Origin of the sequence: Roseibium sp., assembly GCF_025698965.1 — a bacterium.
Taxonomy (GTDB): domain Bacteria; phylum Pseudomonadota; class Alphaproteobacteria; order Rhizobiales; family Stappiaceae; genus Roseibium.
The window spans coordinates 1-16,625 of the sequence record NZ_JAILWL010000082.1 but is presented as its reverse complement, the minus strand read 5'-3'; the positions used below and the strand labels follow the sequence as shown (position 1 = coordinate 16,625).

The 16,625-nt window shown below is 53.4% G+C and carries 16 protein-coding genes and 2 pseudogenes; 6 read left to right on the top strand and 12 right to left on the bottom strand.

What is annotated here, in order from left to right:
- The 8 genes and pseudogenes from K5905_RS09065 to K5905_RS09030 all read right to left on the bottom strand — a co-directional run.
- Positions 1–313, bottom strand: a pseudogene (locus K5905_RS09065) (pilus assembly protein); the annotation flags it as partial.
- Positions 314–332: 19 nt separating this feature from the next.
- Entirely contained in the window at positions 333–1,835 is a 1,503-nt protein-coding gene (locus K5905_RS09060; RefSeq protein WP_297582742.1) for a CpaF family protein, read from the bottom strand.
- A gap of 30 nt (positions 1,836–1,865) precedes the next feature.
- Entirely contained in the window at positions 1,866–3,170 is a 1,305-nt protein-coding gene (locus tag K5905_RS09055) for a CpaE family protein (RefSeq protein WP_297582740.1), read from the bottom strand.
- 8 nt (positions 3,171–3,178) lie between these two features.
- Positions 3,179–3,892, bottom strand: a complete 714-nt coding sequence (locus tag K5905_RS09050) for a CpaD family pilus assembly protein (RefSeq protein WP_297582737.1) — start codon at positions 3,890–3,892, stop codon at positions 3,179–3,181.
- 10 nt (positions 3,893–3,902) lie between these two features.
- Positions 3,903–5,312, bottom strand: coding sequence for a type II and III secretion system protein family protein (locus K5905_RS09045; RefSeq protein WP_297582732.1), 1,410 nt, complete (start codon positions 5,310–5,312; stop codon positions 3,903–3,905).
- Between the two features lie 38 nt (positions 5,313–5,350).
- On the bottom strand, positions 5,351–6,118 hold the full coding sequence (gene cpaB / locus K5905_RS09040; protein WP_297582729.1) for a Flp pilus assembly protein CpaB: 768 nt from the start codon (positions 6,116–6,118) through the stop codon (positions 5,351–5,353).
- 258 nt (positions 6,119–6,376) lie between these two features.
- Entirely contained in the window at positions 6,377–6,850 is a 474-nt protein-coding gene (locus tag K5905_RS09035; protein WP_297582726.1) for a prepilin peptidase, read from the bottom strand.
- 195 nt (positions 6,851–7,045) lie between these two features.
- Positions 7,046–7,216 (bottom strand): Flp family type IVb pilin, encoded by a 171-nt coding sequence (locus tag K5905_RS09030; RefSeq protein WP_297582723.1) that lies wholly within the window; start codon positions 7,214–7,216, stop codon positions 7,046–7,048.
- Between the two features lie 487 nt (positions 7,217–7,703).
- Here K5905_RS09030 and K5905_RS09025 point away from each other — a divergent pair, with 487 nt between their 5' ends.
- The 5 genes from K5905_RS09025 (at position 7,704) to K5905_RS09005 (ending at position 12,056) form a co-directional block, all read left to right on the top strand.
- Complete coding sequence (locus tag K5905_RS09025) at positions 7,704–8,168, top strand: pilus assembly protein N-terminal domain-containing protein (protein WP_297582720.1); 465 nt, start codon at positions 7,704–7,706, stop codon at positions 8,166–8,168.
- Positions 8,169–8,198: 30 nt separating this feature from the next.
- Positions 8,199–8,744 (top strand): TadE/TadG family type IV pilus assembly protein, encoded by a 546-nt coding sequence (locus K5905_RS09020; RefSeq protein ID WP_297582717.1) that lies wholly within the window; start codon positions 8,199–8,201, stop codon positions 8,742–8,744.
- Between the two features lie 22 nt (positions 8,745–8,766).
- The gene (locus K5905_RS09015; RefSeq protein WP_367186954.1) at positions 8,767–9,339 is read left to right on the top strand and encodes a TadE/TadG family type IV pilus assembly protein; all 573 of its coding nucleotides are present in this window, start codon (positions 8,767–8,769) and stop codon (positions 9,337–9,339) included.
- Between the two features lie 120 nt (positions 9,340–9,459).
- On the top strand, positions 9,460–10,878 hold the full coding sequence (locus K5905_RS09010; RefSeq protein WP_297582714.1) for a bifunctional enoyl-CoA hydratase/phosphate acetyltransferase: 1,419 nt from the start codon (positions 9,460–9,462) through the stop codon (positions 10,876–10,878).
- Complete coding sequence (locus tag K5905_RS09005) at positions 10,875–12,056, top strand: acetate/propionate family kinase (protein ID WP_297582712.1); 1,182 nt, start codon at positions 10,875–10,877, stop codon at positions 12,054–12,056. The genes K5905_RS09010 and K5905_RS09005 overlap by 4 nt, the downstream gene beginning before the upstream one ends.
- Before the next feature lie 83 nt (positions 12,057–12,139).
- On the opposite strand, the gene K5905_RS09000 is transcribed toward K5905_RS09005, so the two are convergent.
- Positions 12,140–13,117 carry a PhnD/SsuA/transferrin family substrate-binding protein gene (locus tag K5905_RS09000; protein ID WP_297582710.1) on the bottom strand — a complete coding sequence of 326 codons (978 nt, stop codon included), beginning with the start codon at positions 13,115–13,117 and terminating at the stop codon, positions 12,140–12,142.
- A gap of 48 nt (positions 13,118–13,165) precedes the next feature.
- Between K5905_RS09000 and K5905_RS08995 the strand changes: the two genes are divergently transcribed.
- Positions 13,166–13,780, top strand: coding sequence for an HAD family phosphatase (locus K5905_RS08995; RefSeq protein WP_297582708.1), 615 nt, complete (start codon positions 13,166–13,168; stop codon positions 13,778–13,780).
- Positions 13,781–13,792: 12 nt separating this feature from the next.
- Here the strand turns inward: K5905_RS08995 and K5905_RS08990 are convergent, their stop codons facing one another.
- From K5905_RS08990 to K5905_RS08980, 3 genes and pseudogenes are all read right to left on the bottom strand, one after another.
- Positions 13,793–14,821 carry a histone deacetylase family protein gene (locus K5905_RS08990; protein ID WP_297582706.1) on the bottom strand — a complete coding sequence of 343 codons (1,029 nt, stop codon included), beginning with the start codon at positions 14,819–14,821 and terminating at the stop codon, positions 13,793–13,795.
- Between the two features lie 51 nt (positions 14,822–14,872).
- Positions 14,873–15,868, bottom strand: a complete 996-nt coding sequence (locus tag K5905_RS08985; protein WP_297582704.1) for an aldose epimerase family protein — start codon at positions 15,866–15,868, stop codon at positions 14,873–14,875.
- Positions 15,869–16,002: 134 nt separating this feature from the next.
- Positions 16,003–16,625: pseudogene (locus K5905_RS08980) on the bottom strand (phosphomannomutase/phosphoglucomutase); the annotation flags it as partial.

Here is a 16,625-nt window from a genome sequence, read left to right as displayed (position 1 = left end):
GTCCGGCTTGTTCCATCCGCAATTTCAACGAGATTTTTTGTTGCTTGTCGTGTTTAGCTCTTTGACGATCTTCAAATTCTTTCAACTGGTCCTGAATTGATTTCTTGCGCCGGTCATTGTCGCGCAACTGCTTGCGCTGACTGTCGTTTTGTGGACGAGCCGATACCGCCTGCAACCTTTGGTCACGCTTTTTCGTTCCCGACAAAGATGGCTGAAAAAGACTGTAAATCACCCCGCCTACTGCAACAATGACCAGAAACGCAACCGCGATTCCGGTGATCTCAGGGGTAAGAAATTCTTCAAATCCGGACATCAGTCCCTCAATCCGTTGCTTATTCGGTCAACTCTGCTGCATCAAGCGCCTGAGCGAGGCGGGATTCCTCGCCAAAGTAACGTGCCCGCTCCCAGAATCTCGGTCTGCCGATACCAGTCGACCGGTGACGACCGATGATATTGCCATTCGGATCTTCCCCGACAATGTCATAAAGGAAGACATCCTGTGTCGTGATGATGTCACCCTCCATACCCATCACTTCGGTCACGTGAGTGATGCGACGTGAACCATCACGCAGGCGCGCGGCCTGAACGACAACGTCGATCGAAGACACGATCATTTCCCGCAAAGTCCTGGAGGGCAAAGAGAACCCGCCCATAGTGATCATGGATTCAAGTCTGGAAAGAGCTTCACGCGGCGAGTTGGCGTGCAGCGTCCCCATGGATCCGTCGTGACCGGTGTTCATGGCCTGAAGCAAATCAAAGGCCTCAGGACCACGGACCTCGCCCACGATGATGCGTTCTGGACGCATACGCAGACAGTTTTTCACGAGATCGCGCATGGTGATTTCACCTTCCCCTTCAAGGTTCGGCGGACGTGTTTCAAGACGGACAACATGCGGCTGCTGGAGCTGAAGCTCGGCAGAATCTTCGCAGGTGATGATACGTTCCGTGTTTTCGATATAAGCCGTCAGGCAGTTCAAAAGGGTCGTCTTACCCGATCCGGTACCACCCGAAATCAGCACGTTACAGCGGGAGCGACCGATAATCTGCAAGATCGTCGCTCCTTCGGGCGTAATCGATCCGAACTTGACGAGCTGGTCGAGCGTAAGCTTGTCCCGTTTGAACTTACGAATGGTCAGTGCGGGTCCGTCAATTGCCAGTGGTGGCGCTATGACGTTGACGCGAGACCCGTCAGGAAGACGCGCGTCACAGATCGGACTTGCATCGTCAACACGTCTGCCAACCTGGCTCACAATGCGCTGACAGATATTCATCAATTGTGCATTATCGCGGAAGGCAACGGCGGTCTGCTCAACCTTGCCCTGGGTTTCAATGTAAACCGTGTGCGCACCGTTGACCATGATGTCGGCAATATCGTCACGTGCCAACAGTGGCTCCAGCGGTCCGTAACCAAGAACGTCGTTGCAGATATCCTCCAGCAGGTCTTCCTGCTCGGAGATGGACATGATGACATTCTTCAGAGCAATGATGTCGTTCACGACATCACGAATTTCATCCCTGGCGTCTTCCGCATCCAGACGCGCCAGCTGTGACAAGTCGATTGCCTCGACCAGCGCGTTGAAAATCTCAGCTTTGGTTTCGTAGTACTCGTTGTTTTTCTTGCGTGGCCGCGCGGCTGTTTTCGCCGGTTCTGGAGTAGGAGCAGCTTTCGGTTCAGGAGCCGGTTTTGCCGATTCAGCCTGAACGGGTGGCGGCGGCGCAGCGGGTTCCGCTGTTCCTTCCGTCACTGCCGGAGAGGATGTTTCGTTGAGCCCGGGCACGCCTGCGGGCCGGATGGTCTGCATACCAGACGATGAACTGCCACGTCTTCCAAACATAACGACCTATCTGCTCCGTTAAAGCGCCGGTCAGCCGGCCTTACGCTTCAGTTTCGACAACAATCCACCAAGACCGGACCGTGGTGACGGGCTGGGCTGAGCCTTTCCCGAGACCGAGTTTGCGAGATCGTCAAACATCCGCGCAACGGAATGTTTGCTGTCCATCTCACCAATCATCTGACCATTGTTGGCTGCGGTTCCGAACAGCTGAGGTTCAAATGGGATAGATGCCTGAACCGTTAGTCCCAGTGCTCCGGCAAATTCATCCGGCTTGATCTCCGGCCGCTTCGGAACGTTGACCTTGTTCATAATCAACTGAGGAGACCTGTCATTCGGTCGAAGTTGTTTCAGCATATCGACCAGGTTTTTTGCGTTGCGCAGATTTGCCAGGTCCGGTTCGGCAACAAGCACAACCTCGTCCACATTCACAAGCGTGTGCTTGGTCCAGGAATTCCACACATGAGGTACATCCAGAACAACGTGGGGCATGCTCGCCTTCATTGTTTCCAGGAGAAGCTCAAATGATTTTTCTTCGTGGTCGTAAGTTCGTTCCAGCGTGGCCGGCGCAGCAAGCAAGCTCAGATGTTCGCTGCAATTGGACAAAATTCTGTCCAGGAATGTTTCATCCAGCCGTTCAGGAGACGAAATTGCCTCGAAAACTCCTTGCAACGGATCCTGGTTGTAATCCAGACCTGCGGTTCCGAATGGCAGATCCAAGTCGGTAATAACGACTTCGCTCTGCAGCCTGCGTGCCAGCGACCACGCACCATTGTGTGCGACCGTAGATGAACCGCAACCACCCTTGACACCGAAAAAGGCGATTGTTCGGCCAAGCGGTTCTGCTTCCGGATCAGTGTAAAGATTACCGATCGCACCAATCAGCTGAAAGACGCTTACCGGTGTTATCAGATACTCACTCACTCCACGTGAGATGAGATCCCGGTAAAGTGTCACGTCGTTGACGTCTCCGATCACGATTACCTTGGTGCCTGCATCGCAGAACTCTGCAAGATGATCGAGCTGACCGATGAAATCCTCTTTTCGCCCGGAGACTTCAACGATGATCAAATTCGGAGTCGGAGCCTGCTGGAAAGTGCTGATGGCCGCCGGAATGCCGCCCATTTCCAGTTTAAGATGCGCCTTCGCCATTCTGCGATCGTCAATCGCAGATTCAGCAATGTGCATGGTTGCATCCGTCAGACAGAAGCCGTGGATAGTAATCCGCGGAATGCTCATAACATGCGAGGCTTCATCGTTGCCAAACTGGTTCTCTGCAGGCTCTGATGCAGGATCCAGATAACCGGACAGTTCTTTCAAGTCTGGATTAGCGCTCATTCTATCACCTATTCAGAAACTTCTGCCCCGACACCTTCATTGAAGTCGGATGCTGTCACGGTGCCTTCTCTGTAATTTTCAATGACAACCGCGCGACGCTGCTGATCAGCTGGCGTTGATGCTCTCGGTGTCAACAGATCGGACGGATTGTCCACCATGGCTGCCAGATTGGATTGCGTTGCACAGCCAAAATTTTCGTAGTCGACGTTTTGATTGAACCCACCGCCGATATTCTTCGGCCAGGCACCACAGTTCCCCGCAGTCGCCTGCATTCGCGCATAGGACAGTCGAATGGGTGCATCCGCCGATGGATCCTGTACGGAGTATGTTCGGGTACTGATGTGAGACCCGCTCACACCGCCCCGTCGAAGCGCTTGTCTGATTTCCGGTGTAACAGCGTGGACCGCCGCCTCATTGGCGCCGCCGGAAGGCACGAGGATTTCCACCCTGCCGCTGCCTTGCTGCCGGGACTGAACCGCAAATGCTGCAATCGTGCCTTCAATCGGCCCATACAAGGAACGAGTGCTGCGGCCGATCGGCAAATCAAGTGTTTCCGGTTCTTCCGTAATGACAATTGGATGCCGCAACCGGTAGTCATTTGAAGCGAGCAGTTCACCTTGGGTTTGCGACTGGTTTTGACAACCTGCGAGCATCAAACACCCAAAGACAAGGAGTGCGGATCTGTGAGCTGTCGCGACCCGGACCATTCTGTTCTTAATCATCCGTCCGTCCTCACTTGTAAATGAAGCCTACCTGGCCGTGGTAAGTTCCATCGGCCACGGCTCCGGCCGGGTTGTAGATTTTGTTCAGTCTGTTCAGGAAAACCGTTTCGGCATCCGTCGGCGGCATCAGGTTCTTGTCCGGGCGAACCAGATCTTTCTGCGCGACCGGCCTGACAACATAGGGTGTTACGAAGACCGCCAGTTCGGTCTGCTGCCGGAGGAAGTCCCGGCTCTTGAAGAGGGATCCCAGGATCGGGATTTGCATCAGACCAGGAACACCTTCGATCGATTGCTGGTAGGACTCGCTGAGCAAACCCGCCATGACCAGCGTTCCACCGGATGGCAGTTCCATGGTCGATTCCGCCCGCCGTACTTTCAGGGCTGAAATCGTTATTCCCCCTGCCGAAACGGCACCGTCATTGCTCAGTTCACTGACCTCGGTCTTCACCCGCAAACTGATCCTGCCTCCGGAGAGAACAATCGGAGTGAAATCCAGCCCGACACCGAATTTCTTGAATTCGACAGTAACGGTATTGTCTTCCTGGGCAATCGGGATCGGGAATTCACCACCCGCAAGGAAGCTGGCATTTTCACCTGAAATTGCAGTCAATGTCGGTTCGGCGAGCGTCCGGATCACACCGTCTCGCTGCAGGGCCTTGACCTGGGCTGTAATACTGGTCGCACCACTTGCGAACGTCGCACCGGCGGTCGCCTGGTTGACGATGGAAGGGTTCACGGTGAAATTCGGAAGGTTGGACATGAAAGGCGCCCAGTTTCCGGCTCCGATCGTACCTGAGAACTGCACACCGAGCTGTTTGATGATCGAACGCTCGACTTCGGCGACGGTGACCTTCAGATGCACCTGATCCTTGCCTTCCACAGAGATCAGATTGACGACGTCAACGCCAGACCCGGCACCTTGAAATTTCGCAGCAATATCAGCTGCTTGCTGCGCTTCGAGTGTGCTCCTTGCCGTACCGCTCAGGATCACGTTGCCATTGACGGACTCAGCGGCGATATTTGTTCCCGGAATGAGTTTCCGGATTATCCGGGTAATGTCCGAAGTGTCCTTTTCCACCCTGATGTCGAAGCTTGCAAGTTCCCTTCCGCTTCGGCTGAAGAGGACAAGCCGCGATTGACCGGCCGTGTTGCCAATGACAAATATTCTGCGAGGCGTCCTGAGAACCGCATCCGCGATTTCGGGATTTGAAACCAGAACGTCCGCGGCGTCCTCAGCCAGGTTGAGCACGACCGACCGGCCGATACCTACATTAAGTATCCGGCCACTTGCCCTTTCGCCCGCCGCAATGTGCACCTGTGTCGGGAAGTTGCTTTCGGCTTGAACCAGCGATACGGAACCGCCAATTGCGGCGCCGAGGATCACGGCGGTTGTCATAAACTTCTTGAGATAGTTTTTCATCGCGCCCCTCGCACCGGACGTTCTCGTCTCTGACTGTTTCATCGCGCACCTGCCTGGCTGGTGACGCCGTACTTCACGTAACTCACTCCGCGTCGGCGGCTTTGATCGGCATCCGCGTCGTCAGCGGAGTCCTGGGCACTGCGCAACGCAAGGGAGATGGTTCCGATTTGCTGCGACTGTGCGACAATCTCCGATTCAGCCAATGTCAGCTCGAGCGTCGCCGTTCTCTTGGGAGAGAGGTTTTTCTTTTCTTGCTCACCCGCCGTCGTGCTGTCGATTGCCAGCACTCTGATGTTTTCCAGAATTGTTTCGCTGATCGCACCTGACTTCGATTTCCGCGTCAGGATCAAATCCACCTTGTCACCCGGGAGGATGAAGCCACCCGCAGTGGTTTTGTCTTCAACGCTAACTGCGATTGCACGTTTGCCTTTTGGCAGGATCGCAGCCATGAACCCCTTGTCGGTATTAATAAGCCGTTCGGGGCGAATGGGCTCACCTTGAAAAATCGGTGCGCGGGCGATTCGGCCCACATAAAGCTCTCCAGCGTCGGGATTTTTCTTCTTGGTGACCGATCCGCCGGGAATTGCATCTTCCGGCCAGTCAGCCCAGGAAAAGTCATCCTTGGAAAGTTTTCCTCCAAGCGAAATATCCTTGGAAGCAACCAAAATCTGGGCTTTTTTGGTATCTACCGGAACCTGAACAGTCTCTGGTTCCTTGTCGTTACCGCCAGACATCATGACCATTCGGAACGCCAATAATCCTGCGGCGACCGCGATTGCAAGTACAAATATCCGTGCAAATTTCATGACCAAAACCCAATATTTTGAAGCGCACATGCGCTGTTCTCATCTAGAATGAGGGGTAATTGGTCAAAACATGGTTAATCATGCGTGGATGTTTTTGGTTAATATTTGTTAACTTTACTAAACAACTCACTAATTGCTCGAAATTTGAGAAACCCGAGCGCGCGTATACTCCACATTGGATAGAAATGCATCAATGCGAGAAACAACTATTCAGAGAAACAGACTGAACGTCCGAAAACAGTTCGGCCACGTTGGTCGTCAGCTGATGTACTGAAACCAGATCGTTTGCGGATAGATCTGCAAGCCTGAAAAGGCGATTGCGATCCCATAAGGAATACCGCTTTTGGTATCAAGAAGCTTCTCACACCATTGTGCGCGCATCAAAAAACCAAATGCGACCGCCTTGTTCCTCAAGATCAAAAGACCGAACGTCAGCAACATTCCGTAGAAGGCAACCATCATTACGAACGAAATCAGGTCAGGGGAAAATCCGATCCATAGAGCTATTGCACTGATAAATTTAACATCACCACCGCCCATCCAGCCGGCCGCAAAAAACAAGAAACAGGGAACAAATACTGTAAGGAGCGCCAGGAAGTGCAATCCCCACGCCGTGGCAGGCAACCCAATGGCAAGCGCCAAGATGCAAAAGCCAGCCACCAACAGTATCGAAACACGGTTTTGTATGGTCATCGTGAGTAGATCAGATGCCCCGCCAAATGCCACAAGCATGGGGAAAATCACCAATACAGCTGAACTTAACATAGCGGTCCCGAACAATTTCCGTGTTTGGCGATCACTTTAGCGAAAAAGTGTTAAGTTTCCGCAAGCGAAGACGAAACAAAAAAACGGGCGAAATTCGCCCGTTTTCGGTTTTGCCGAAATGGCAAAACAAATTCTTGTCTAACAGAAATTAAACGCCGTCACTTAGACTTTTCCGAGTTCGGTATTGATAGTAGTGAATACGCTTGTCAGGGTTGTACCGGTCAATGAAACAGCGGTCAGGATCACGATGGACAGAAGGCCGGCGATTAGACCATATTCGATTGCGGTTGCACCAGATTCGTCTTTTACGAAACGAGAAATAAGATTTTTCATGTGTTTGCTCCAAGTACCACTGAGTTGACAGCTTCACGTTCGACGGATCTTCTTCGGTCCGTTCGAACATGAGCTGACCTTAGGACAGAGAACTTTCCAATGAGTTAAACTGAAAAATGAATATTGAAAATATGCCAACAAACTAAACTATAGTTAACAAACAGTATAGATAAAGAAGTGTTAATTTCACCATTAAACTTTACTTAAAAAGGTACTGCATGCCAGTTTTTCGAATGAATTTACAACAATTACCTTAACACCACCTCCCCGACCGGAGATAACTTCTTACAGAGAGTACTAATGCGATAATATTTCTAAATCACTTATGAAGCACCTTCAATGAAACTACACTATTTCTGTTGCTTGTCCGCAATCAAGTTGCTGGCCTGCTGGGAAAAACTCTTCAAATGCTCCGATGTTAGCAGATCGTTCACCACGTTTGCTGCATGGTATCGCCATGACAGATCCATATGGAGTACCCATAAGCATGTTTAAGAACCTACTCAGATCGACAGGCGTGCTTGTGTTTGCCGTTCAAGCAAGCCTCGCAATGGCGCAGGAAGATACCGTAATGGTGACCGTCGACCGTGCCAAGGTCTTTAGCATTGAGGACGGCGCTGCTGCGGTCATTGTCGGTAACCCGTTTATCGCCGACGTCGCGATGTTCGACGAAAACACGGTCGTTATCACCGGCAAGAGTTATGGAACAACCAATCTGGTTATTCTGGACGCTGACAACAAGCCGATAGTGGATGAAGTTATTACGGTCCGTGCATCAAATGACGATGTCGTTTCTGTGTACCGTAAATCCGAGCGGGCATCCCTGTCTTGTAACCCCGTCTGTGAACCAACTCTGCGCCTCGGCGATTCAGTCGCCTCATTCCAAGGAACCGCAGATCAGGCAACTTCGCGCAACGAACTCGCAATCGAAGCTGCTGGCGGTGCCAAGTGATCATTTTCATTTAAAAAAGGCGAAAAGCAGATGCGCTGGACGAAATGGCAAATCAGGAGACCTGCAAATAGAAGAAAGCTCTGGAAAGACCTGAGCGGGGCAACGGCGATTGAATTTGCAGCCGTCGGTTTGCCATTTTTCTTGCTTGCGCTTGCAACGATCGAAGTCGGGCTTGCCTATTTCGCCAATCGAATGGTGGACAACGCTGTTGTCACCGCATCAAGACTGATCAGAACCGGTCAGGCTGCAGACGGTGCAATTTCACAGACCGAATTCAAAACTCAGATCTGTAATTCCATGCCCGATTTCATGTGCGATCTCGACCGGATAAACGTGGAAGTTACTTCGGTAGACAGCTTTTTGAATGCCGATCCAACTGCTGACCTTTACGACGATGACGGCGAAGTAAGAAATCCGCTTGGCTTCGATACGGGGGATGCCAACAGTATCATCGTGGTGAACGTAGTATACGAATGGCCGATGCTTGCCTCCACTTTGGGCCTAGATCCGGGTGATGCCGGCAACACCCGTTACCTCACCTCAACAATGGTGTTTCGAAATGAACCCTGGAGCTAATCTGACCGACACATTCGTTCGAGTGCTGCATTCGACGTTGGGTCGAGTGCGACAATTTCGAAGCGATCATGACGGTGTAGCTGCAACTGAGTTCGCCATGATATTGCCATTCATGCTGGTTCTGTTCATTGGAGCAGTCGAGACCACGGGACTTTTGAACCAGGACAGAAAGCTAAGTCGCATCGCAAACTCAGTTACCGACCTTGTCGCTCAGGCACAGTCGGTTTCATCTGCCGAAGTCTCAAGCATGTTCGATATCGGCGACCAGATTCTAGCGCCCTATACAACCACGACCCTCAACATCATCGTTGCGAGCGTTTCCTTCGATGAAGACGGCGACGCTAGCATCGATTGGAGCGAGTGCAAATTGACGTGCGATGAGTGGGTTGCAGGAGCAGAACCACCAATCACCCTGCCGGACACGGTTGCCTCACCGGAAACGTCCATTGTCGTCGGCGAAGCTAGCATGACCTACACACCGGAGTTTTCAGGCATCTTCACCGAGTATTTCCAACGAGCGACGGCTTACAATCTTAGCGACACCTTTTATCTTCAGCCTCGTTTGACGGATACCGTGACGTGTGATGACTGCTGATTTTCGCAATCTTCACAATTAGTTACTCTCCCGTATTTGTTCCGTCGCATAATCCGGTTACTTTCAAAGCGCATGCTGCATCGCAGTATGCGCTTTTTCATGACGGGAATTAACGGTCCGATGGCGACGAACAAGACATACGAACAGATAGCAATCGGCGATACAGCGGAAATCGTACGGGAATGTTCTTCCAACGATCTTCTGGTGTTTGCGCACGCATCGGGAAATCACAACCCTATTCATCTCCCTGACACGGACTGGAGCGGTGACGGTGTGATCGACAAGCCCGTCGCCCCTGCCATGTGGGTCGGAGGCCTCGCCTCAGCGGTTCTGGGCAACATCCTTCCCGGCCCCGGTACTATCTACAAGTTTCAGTCCTTCCGCTTTCTGGGGGGGGCCGCCGTTGGCGACAAGCTGCTCGTCAAAGTTACGGCGACTGAGAAGAAGCCCGACAACATCGTGGTTTTTGATCTGTCTGTTACGCGTGGTGACGGAACCCGGCTCGTTGAAGGTGTTGCAGAAGTGGTCGCCCCAACGGAAACGATCGAATTCGATGCCAGCAACCTGCCGGCCGTTCTGGTGCAACGGCATCGGCATTTCAACAGAATGATCGAGCTCGCCAAAACACTGCCCGCCCTTCCGACCGCGGTTGTTGCGCCGGATGACCCCAATTCACTCGAAGGTGCGATCATGGCGAGCCGTGAAGGTTTGATCCGGCCCATACTTGTCGGTTCTGCGGAACGAATTGAAACGGCCGCCAAGGACCTCGGCGAAGACCTGGGTCCCTATGAGTTGATCGATATAGAAGACGAAACGGAAGCGGCTGGAAGAGCCGTGGAAATGGTTCATGAGGGGCGCGTGCAGGCCGTCATGAAGGGACACCTGCATACCGATCATCTGTTACATCATGTTGTCAAACGGGATGGCGGTTTGAGAACACGCCGACGGATCAGCCATGTTTTCGTCATGGACATTCCGGGCCGGAAGACACCCGTACTGATTTCGGACGCCGCAATCAATATTTCTCCGGATCTCAACACCAAGGTCGATATTACCCAGAACGCGATCGATGCGGCGCGGGCACTTGGCCTTGAGACACCCAGGGTCGGCATCCTGTCCGCCATTGAAACCGTGAACCCTTCGATCCCCTCAAGTCTGGATGCTGCGGTCCTGTCCAAAATGGCGGAACGGGGACAGATTACGGGTGCGGTTGTCGACGGTCCTCTTGCCATGGATAACGCCATCGATGTGCAGGCTGCCCGGACCAAGGGAATTACGTCTTTGGTTGCCGGACATGCAGAGGTGTTGATCGTCCCAAATCTTGAATCGGGCAACATGCTGGCCAAGGAACTGACCTTTATCGCACATGCGGAAGCAGCAGGCCTTGTGATTGGAGCCAAGGTGCCTGTCATGTTGACCAGCCGCGCCGATGATGGCCGGGCGCGTCTTGCATCCTGTGCTCTCGCGCTGCTTTACACACACTGGCAGGCAAAAGGCGCGCCTGCAGGAGTTCTTGATCGCGAGGGATCGGACACATGACCGAGGTTATCCTGGTCCTGAATTCCGGTTCCTCTTCAATCAAGTTCACACTCTTTTGCGGAGAAGTTCCGCAGCTCGAGGGCCAGATCTCCGGTCTTGGAGCTGAACCGCGACTTACGCTAAAGTCAAAGTTCGCAGAAAGCCGCATCGATCGCGTGTTAACGGCGCAGGAAGGCACTCATTCCGGAGCACTCGCAGCGCTCCTGCCGATCCTTGAATCGGAACTCGGCGGCCGAAAAATCGATGCCGTCGGCCACCGCGTGGTGCATGGTGGAGTGGAGCATGCCGCACCACTGTTGCTAACAGTTGAGGTTATTGCCGACCTGAAATCCCTGGAACCGCTGGCCCCGCTTCACCAGCCTCACAATCTTGCAGGCATTCACGCTGCATGCGCAGCATTTCCCGATGCAGTGCAAATTGCCTGCTTCGATACCGCCTTTCATCGCAACCATCCCTGGGTAAACGATACTTTCGCTCTACCCAGGTCGCTTTATGACGAGGGAGTTCGCCGCTACGGATTTCACGGTCTCTCCTATGAATATATCTGCCGGTATTTGAAGCAGACCGCTCCGGATGTCTTTGCCGGCAAGGTGATCGTCGCCCATCTTGGCAATGGCGCCTCCATGTGTGCGATCCGCAACGGACAAAGTATCGGGTCGACCATGGGCTTTACCGCACTCGACGGCCTCCCCATGGGGACACGCTGCGGCCAGCTTGATCCGGGGGTCGTGCTCTATCTCCTGGCAACAAAGGGGATGACTCCCACCGATGTGTCAGATCTTCTCTACAAGGAATCTGGTTTGAAAGGGCTTTCCGGCATCAGTCAGGACATGCGCGCACTCACGGAAAGTCCGGATCCCAGAGCTGCCGAGGCAATCGATTATTTTGTATTCCGCATTCGACGCGAGCTGGGTGCCATGGCGGCTGTTCTTGGCGGGTTGGATACAGTCGTCTTCACCGGCGGCATTGGTGAAAACTCGGCTTTGATCCGGCGAATGGTCTGTGCCGACCAGAATTGGCTTGGGCTATCCATCGATGTCGCCAAAAACGCTACTGGCGAAGAAGACATCTCAGGCCCGGACTCCCGGATCAAGGTTCTGGTGATTCCGACGAATGAAGAGGAAACCATCCGTTGGCATAGCTCGGCTTTGCTGGCGAGCCAGCCAAACCTCGCCTAGGTCATACCCTCATTAGATAGATTGGCTCCAGGTCGCACCCATTGCATGTTGGATCATGCGTCCATGCTGTTTTGAAACACGTCTTAAGGCCTGTTTTTCGTCTGCAGCAGGGGAGCATAATTGTCTTCGTAGGTACGCAAAAGCGGTCGATAGTCCGCATGAACGACAGGCTCGAAACCTCCCGGAAGATCGGGTTCAATTGCCAAATAGGCGCTCGGAGATTCTCTCCGCAGATCCATGAGACCGGCCCGCAAACGCCGCTTCAGGCTGTCCGGCAAATTCTTGCGCAGGCTGTGAGCGGAATAGGGAATGGGTGGTGACCTCCAGACAATCTCGAAATCCTCAAATCCACGTCCCCCCGAAACATAGAAATCATTCAACGTCCCCGCGGTAAACCCGTTCTTGGCTTCGCCTGCCAATGTGGACCATGCCAGAGCTGCCTGAACCCGTCCCTCAAGCAACGCCCGCAAGCCCTCGACCGGGTTTTGAACTTCCACCAAAGTGCTGAAATGCGATCGCACATTGATGCCGTCCGCTGCCAGGTTCGCCAGCGGCACGCGGTATCCCGTAACATTGTGTTTGTTTCCGACCGCAAGGCGGGTTCCCTTCAGATCGGCAATCGTTTTTTTAAGATCACCACGCTTGCTGACGAGAATGGCATAAAAGCGCGCTGGAAAGTCGTCAGGTCCCGCTGTTGCAAGCGGTTCGACACAGGCACACAATTGATGTGTGGCGGCATAGGCTGATGGAGACAGACGCGCGTAGTCGATCCGGCCCGACGCCAAGGCTTCGACGGCCTCCCCCATCGTTTCCAGCAGAAACAGATCAACCGGCAGATCAGCAATTTCTTCCAACGCAAGCCTGAAGGGTTCTACCCGCTCCCTCGCCCCCTCTTCGGCGGCAATAACGACACCAAGCCGAAGCCTGTCAGGCAGGTCGTCGGCATCTTGCGCCCGAACGGTCGCGGACGCCAGGAGAGCAATGCAAAATGTAAGAATGGGAAAGGCGATTGTTTTTGCAATCGCCACGAAACCAACATAACGAATTGGTGATATATACAAATTCTGTTCCCGCCGACTGGTGCCCACCCGCAATAATCGGATCGTAATATGTTCAGTTCTATCACGACCGTGGTCTTCGATATAGGTAATGTTCTGATCGAATGGAATCCCGAACACCTTTATCGAAAGCTCATTCCCGACGAAAAAGACCGCAAGTCGTTTCTGGAAACAGTCTGCACGCCAGACTGGAATATCCAGCAGGACCTCGGCCGCACATGGCAGGAAGCCATTGATACGCTTTCGAAAAAGCATCCGGAAAAGACAGACTTGATCACCGCCTATTCGGAACGCTGGCACGAAATGGTTCCCGGTGAGATTCACGGAACCACCAAACTGCTGGAGGAGCTGAAAGCAGCGAATTGCCCGCTTTACGCCATAACGAATTTTTCAGCAGAAAAATTCGCAGAAGCACAGGAGCGGTTCCCGTTTCTCAAGGTCAGCTTCCGCGATATCGTTGTATCGGCTGAAGAAAAGCTGATCAAACCGGACTCGCGGATCTATGAAGTCTTGCTTCAGCGCAATGGACTTGAAGCCGAAACCTGCCTGTTCATCGACGACTCGTTAAAAAACGTCGAGGCTGCCCGCGACCTTGGCATGACAGCGCATCATTTCAAAAATCCCGAGGACCTGAGGAGTGACCTGAACCGGCACGGACTGCTTTAGGCGCCTTGCGCCCTAACCTTCGAAACCTTCCAGAACATTGACGCAGTTTGTTCCCAGAGCGTCGACTGCATAGCCACCTTCAAGAAGGAAGATTGTCGGGATACCCACTTTCGACAGACGCTGGCCAAGCCGGAGGTAATCTTCACTCTTGAACTTGAAGCCGGAAATCGGGTCCTGTTCAAAACAATCCAGGCCGAGCGAGATTATCAGAGCATCGGGTTTATAGACCAGAAGCCACCGGCAGGCCTCTTCCAAGGCCGACAAGTATCCTTGCCAGTCCGTGCCCAGTGGCAGAGGCCAGTTTCTTGTGAATCCTGTTCCGGCACGTTGGCCAGTTTCGTCCGCATAGCCCAGGAAGTAGGGATATTCATTCTTGGGATCGGCGTGTATCGAGAGGAACAGAATATCCGGCCGCTCGTAAAAGAGTGCCTGGGTTCCATTGCCGTGATGATAATCCACGTCCAGGATCGCAACCCGGTTCATTCCCTGATCGCGCAAATACTGGGCGGCGACAGCTGCATTGTTGAAAAAACAATAGCCGCCAAAGAAATCAGAACCCGCGTGGTGTCCGGGTGGGCGGCAAAGCGCAAATGCCGACGCTTCGCCGTCAAGAAGCAGCTTGGCGGCCGTAAGCGCCGTGTCGGTGGAAGCGCGCGCGGCCTTATAGGTGTGTTCTCCGATCGGCGTGCCCGCATCCATGGAATATCGGCCTAACAGACCATCGATATGCTCAACCGGAACGTCATGACGAAGACTGCGGATCGGCCAGACAAAGGGAAAGGCTTCGCTGCTTCGACCGGCTGCGGTCCACCGGTCCCAAAATCCTTCCAGAAACGCAACGTAGTCCGGCGAATGAACGCGATGAAGCGGCCTGATGGGAAACTCCTCAGGCGAGACGACCTCCCCAACTTGCCGTTCCTTGACGGTTTTGAGCACAATCTCGGCACGGCTCGGGATCTCGACAGCGGGTTTCAGTTCGCCATCGGAGATTTCCTGGGCCGGTGCATGCGTGAGCTGGATGTCAGAAAAAACCGTCTTCACTGAACCCCCCGAATACCTTCCACCGTGAACTGCAGCTTATTGTAGCCCATCTTAAGAAAATCGGAATTCGGTGACTTGGTTGTAAGTCTCGTCAGGTTGCAGCAGGACATTTGGAAATCCAGCACGATTTACACCATCAGGCCAAAGTTGGGTTTCCAGGCAAACTCCCGCGTGCGCGCCATATCTTTTTCCGCTCAACCCGGGCACTTCGACATTGAGATTGGCCGCATCAAACAACTGCAACCCTGGTTCGGTGGTCCAGACTTCCATTCTTCGCTCACCGTCTCCGCTTTCCAGCGCCGCTGCGAATTCCACCTGGCTTCGGGGAGTTTCGCTGAGACAGAAATTGTGGTCGTAAACGACAGCTTCCTCCCCCACCTTCCTGCGAAGTCTGCGGCCGTCCTGAAAGTCAAAAGGTGTCCATTCAACTTTGCGGATCTCCCCTGTCGGGAGCAGGTAGTCATCTACTGGAAGATAACTATCGGCTGCGATCTCCAGAGTGTGATCAAGGATCGTATCGCTGCCATCAAGATTGAAATAGCTGTGCTGTGTCAGATTGACCGGCGTTGTCGTGTCGGTCTTCGCACTGATTTTAACGCGCAGTGCCCCGGATCCGGTCAGAGTATAGCGTACCAGGGTTTCGACCCGCCCCGGATACCCCATGTCGCCGTCGTCGGACACGAGCTTGAGTAAAACACTTGCCTTGTCATGTTGCTCAACTTGCCAGACCCGTCTGGCAAACCCCGTTGAGCCTCCATGCAAATGGTTTCCGCGGTCATTCAGGTCAAGCTGATGGCGGGTTTCGCCGATGGTCAGCCTGCCACCAGCGATCCGGTTGGCACACCGGCCCACGATTGCGCCGAAATAAGGCGAATGCTCAAGATAGCTTTCGAGATCATCAAAGCCCAGAACCACCGACTGCCCGTCAACTTTCAGGTCCCGGATGATCGCCCCAAGCGTGAGCACCGACGCCTCAAGTGCTCCTTTCTTCAAGGTGATTTCTTCAACCGGTGTTCCATCGGCAAGCGTTCCGAAATCCTGACGCATATGTTTCTCCGTTCAGGCAACCAATCACTGGCCTGCAAGTCATTGCACGATTTGAGCAAGATTTGGGGATGATTTGGAGTAAAGCAAAAACAGCGGCGGACCGGTCCGCCGCTGTTCGCATTAATGTCGAAAACTCAGAGCGTCTGGTTGTATTCGCCAACTTCCGGATTTTCGCGCAATACACCGTCCACGGCCTTGAACATTTCATGAAGCCGTTCTTCCGAAACGGGGCTCTCGACAACGACCACCAGCTCCGGCTTGTTGGAGGAAGCCCGCACGAGGCCCCACGTACCGTCGTCGCTGACAACGCGGACACCGTTGACGGTGATCAGATCCGTGATCTTGCGCCCGGCAACCGTTTCGCCTTTGTCCTTCATGTCCTGAAATTTTGAGACCACCCGGTCAACAACATCATACTTGATCTCGTCGGCGCATTTCGGGGCCATTGTCGGAGATCCCCAGGTCTTGGGCAGGTCCCGACGCAGGTCGGCCATGGTCTTGTCCGGACTGCGATCCAGCATGTCCAGGATTGCGATTGCGGACACAAGCCCATCGTCATAACCGCGACCGATCGGCTTGTTGAAGAAATAGTGGCCGGATTTTTCAAATCCGACAATCGCGCTCAAATCCGTCACCCGGCGCTTGATGTAGGAATGGCCGGTTTTGAAATAGTCGGTCTTGGCGCCATTGGCCTTCAGAACCGGGTCGGTGTTGAAGAGCCCGGTCGATTTCACATCGACAACAAACTGGCTGTTGG

Bases quoted from the DNA above. Each gene is read 5' to 3' on its own strand.
- K5905_RS09060 (WP_297582742.1), bottom strand. From the start codon at position 1,835: ATGTTTGGAAGACGTGGCAGTTCATCGTCTGGTATGCAGACCATCCGG.
- K5905_RS09055 (WP_297582740.1), bottom strand. From the start codon at position 3,170: ATGAGCGCTAATCCAGACTTGAAAGAACTGTCCGGTTATCTGGATCCT.
- K5905_RS09050 (WP_297582737.1), bottom strand. From the start codon at position 3,892: ATGATTAAGAACAGAATGGTCCGGGTCGCGACAGCTCACAGATCCGCA.
- K5905_RS09045 (WP_297582732.1), bottom strand. From the start codon at position 5,312: ATGAAAAACTATCTCAAGAAGTTTATGACAACCGCCGTGATCCTCGGC.
- cpaB (WP_297582729.1), bottom strand. From the start codon at position 6,118: ATGAAATTTGCACGGATATTTGTACTTGCAATCGCGGTCGCCGCAGGA.
- K5905_RS09035 (WP_297582726.1), bottom strand. From the start codon at position 6,850: ATGCTTGTGGCATTTGGCGGGGCATCTGATCTACTCACGATGACCATA.
- K5905_RS09030 (WP_297582723.1), bottom strand. From the start codon at position 7,216: ATGAAAAATCTTATTTCTCGTTTCGTAAAAGACGAATCTGGTGCAACC.
- K5905_RS09025 (WP_297582720.1), top strand. From the start codon at position 7,704: ATGTTTAAGAACCTACTCAGATCGACAGGCGTGCTTGTGTTTGCCGTT.
- K5905_RS09020 (WP_297582717.1), top strand. From the start codon at position 8,199: ATGCGCTGGACGAAATGGCAAATCAGGAGACCTGCAAATAGAAGAAAG.
- K5905_RS09010 (WP_297582714.1), top strand. From the start codon at position 9,460: ATGGCGACGAACAAGACATACGAACAGATAGCAATCGGCGATACAGCG.
- K5905_RS09005 (WP_297582712.1), top strand. From the start codon at position 10,875: ATGACCGAGGTTATCCTGGTCCTGAATTCCGGTTCCTCTTCAATCAAG.
- K5905_RS08995 (WP_297582708.1), top strand. From the start codon at position 13,166: ATGTTCAGTTCTATCACGACCGTGGTCTTCGATATAGGTAATGTTCTG.
- K5905_RS08985 (WP_297582704.1), bottom strand. From the start codon at position 15,868: ATGCGTCAGGATTTCGGAACGCTTGCCGATGGAACACCGGTTGAAGAA.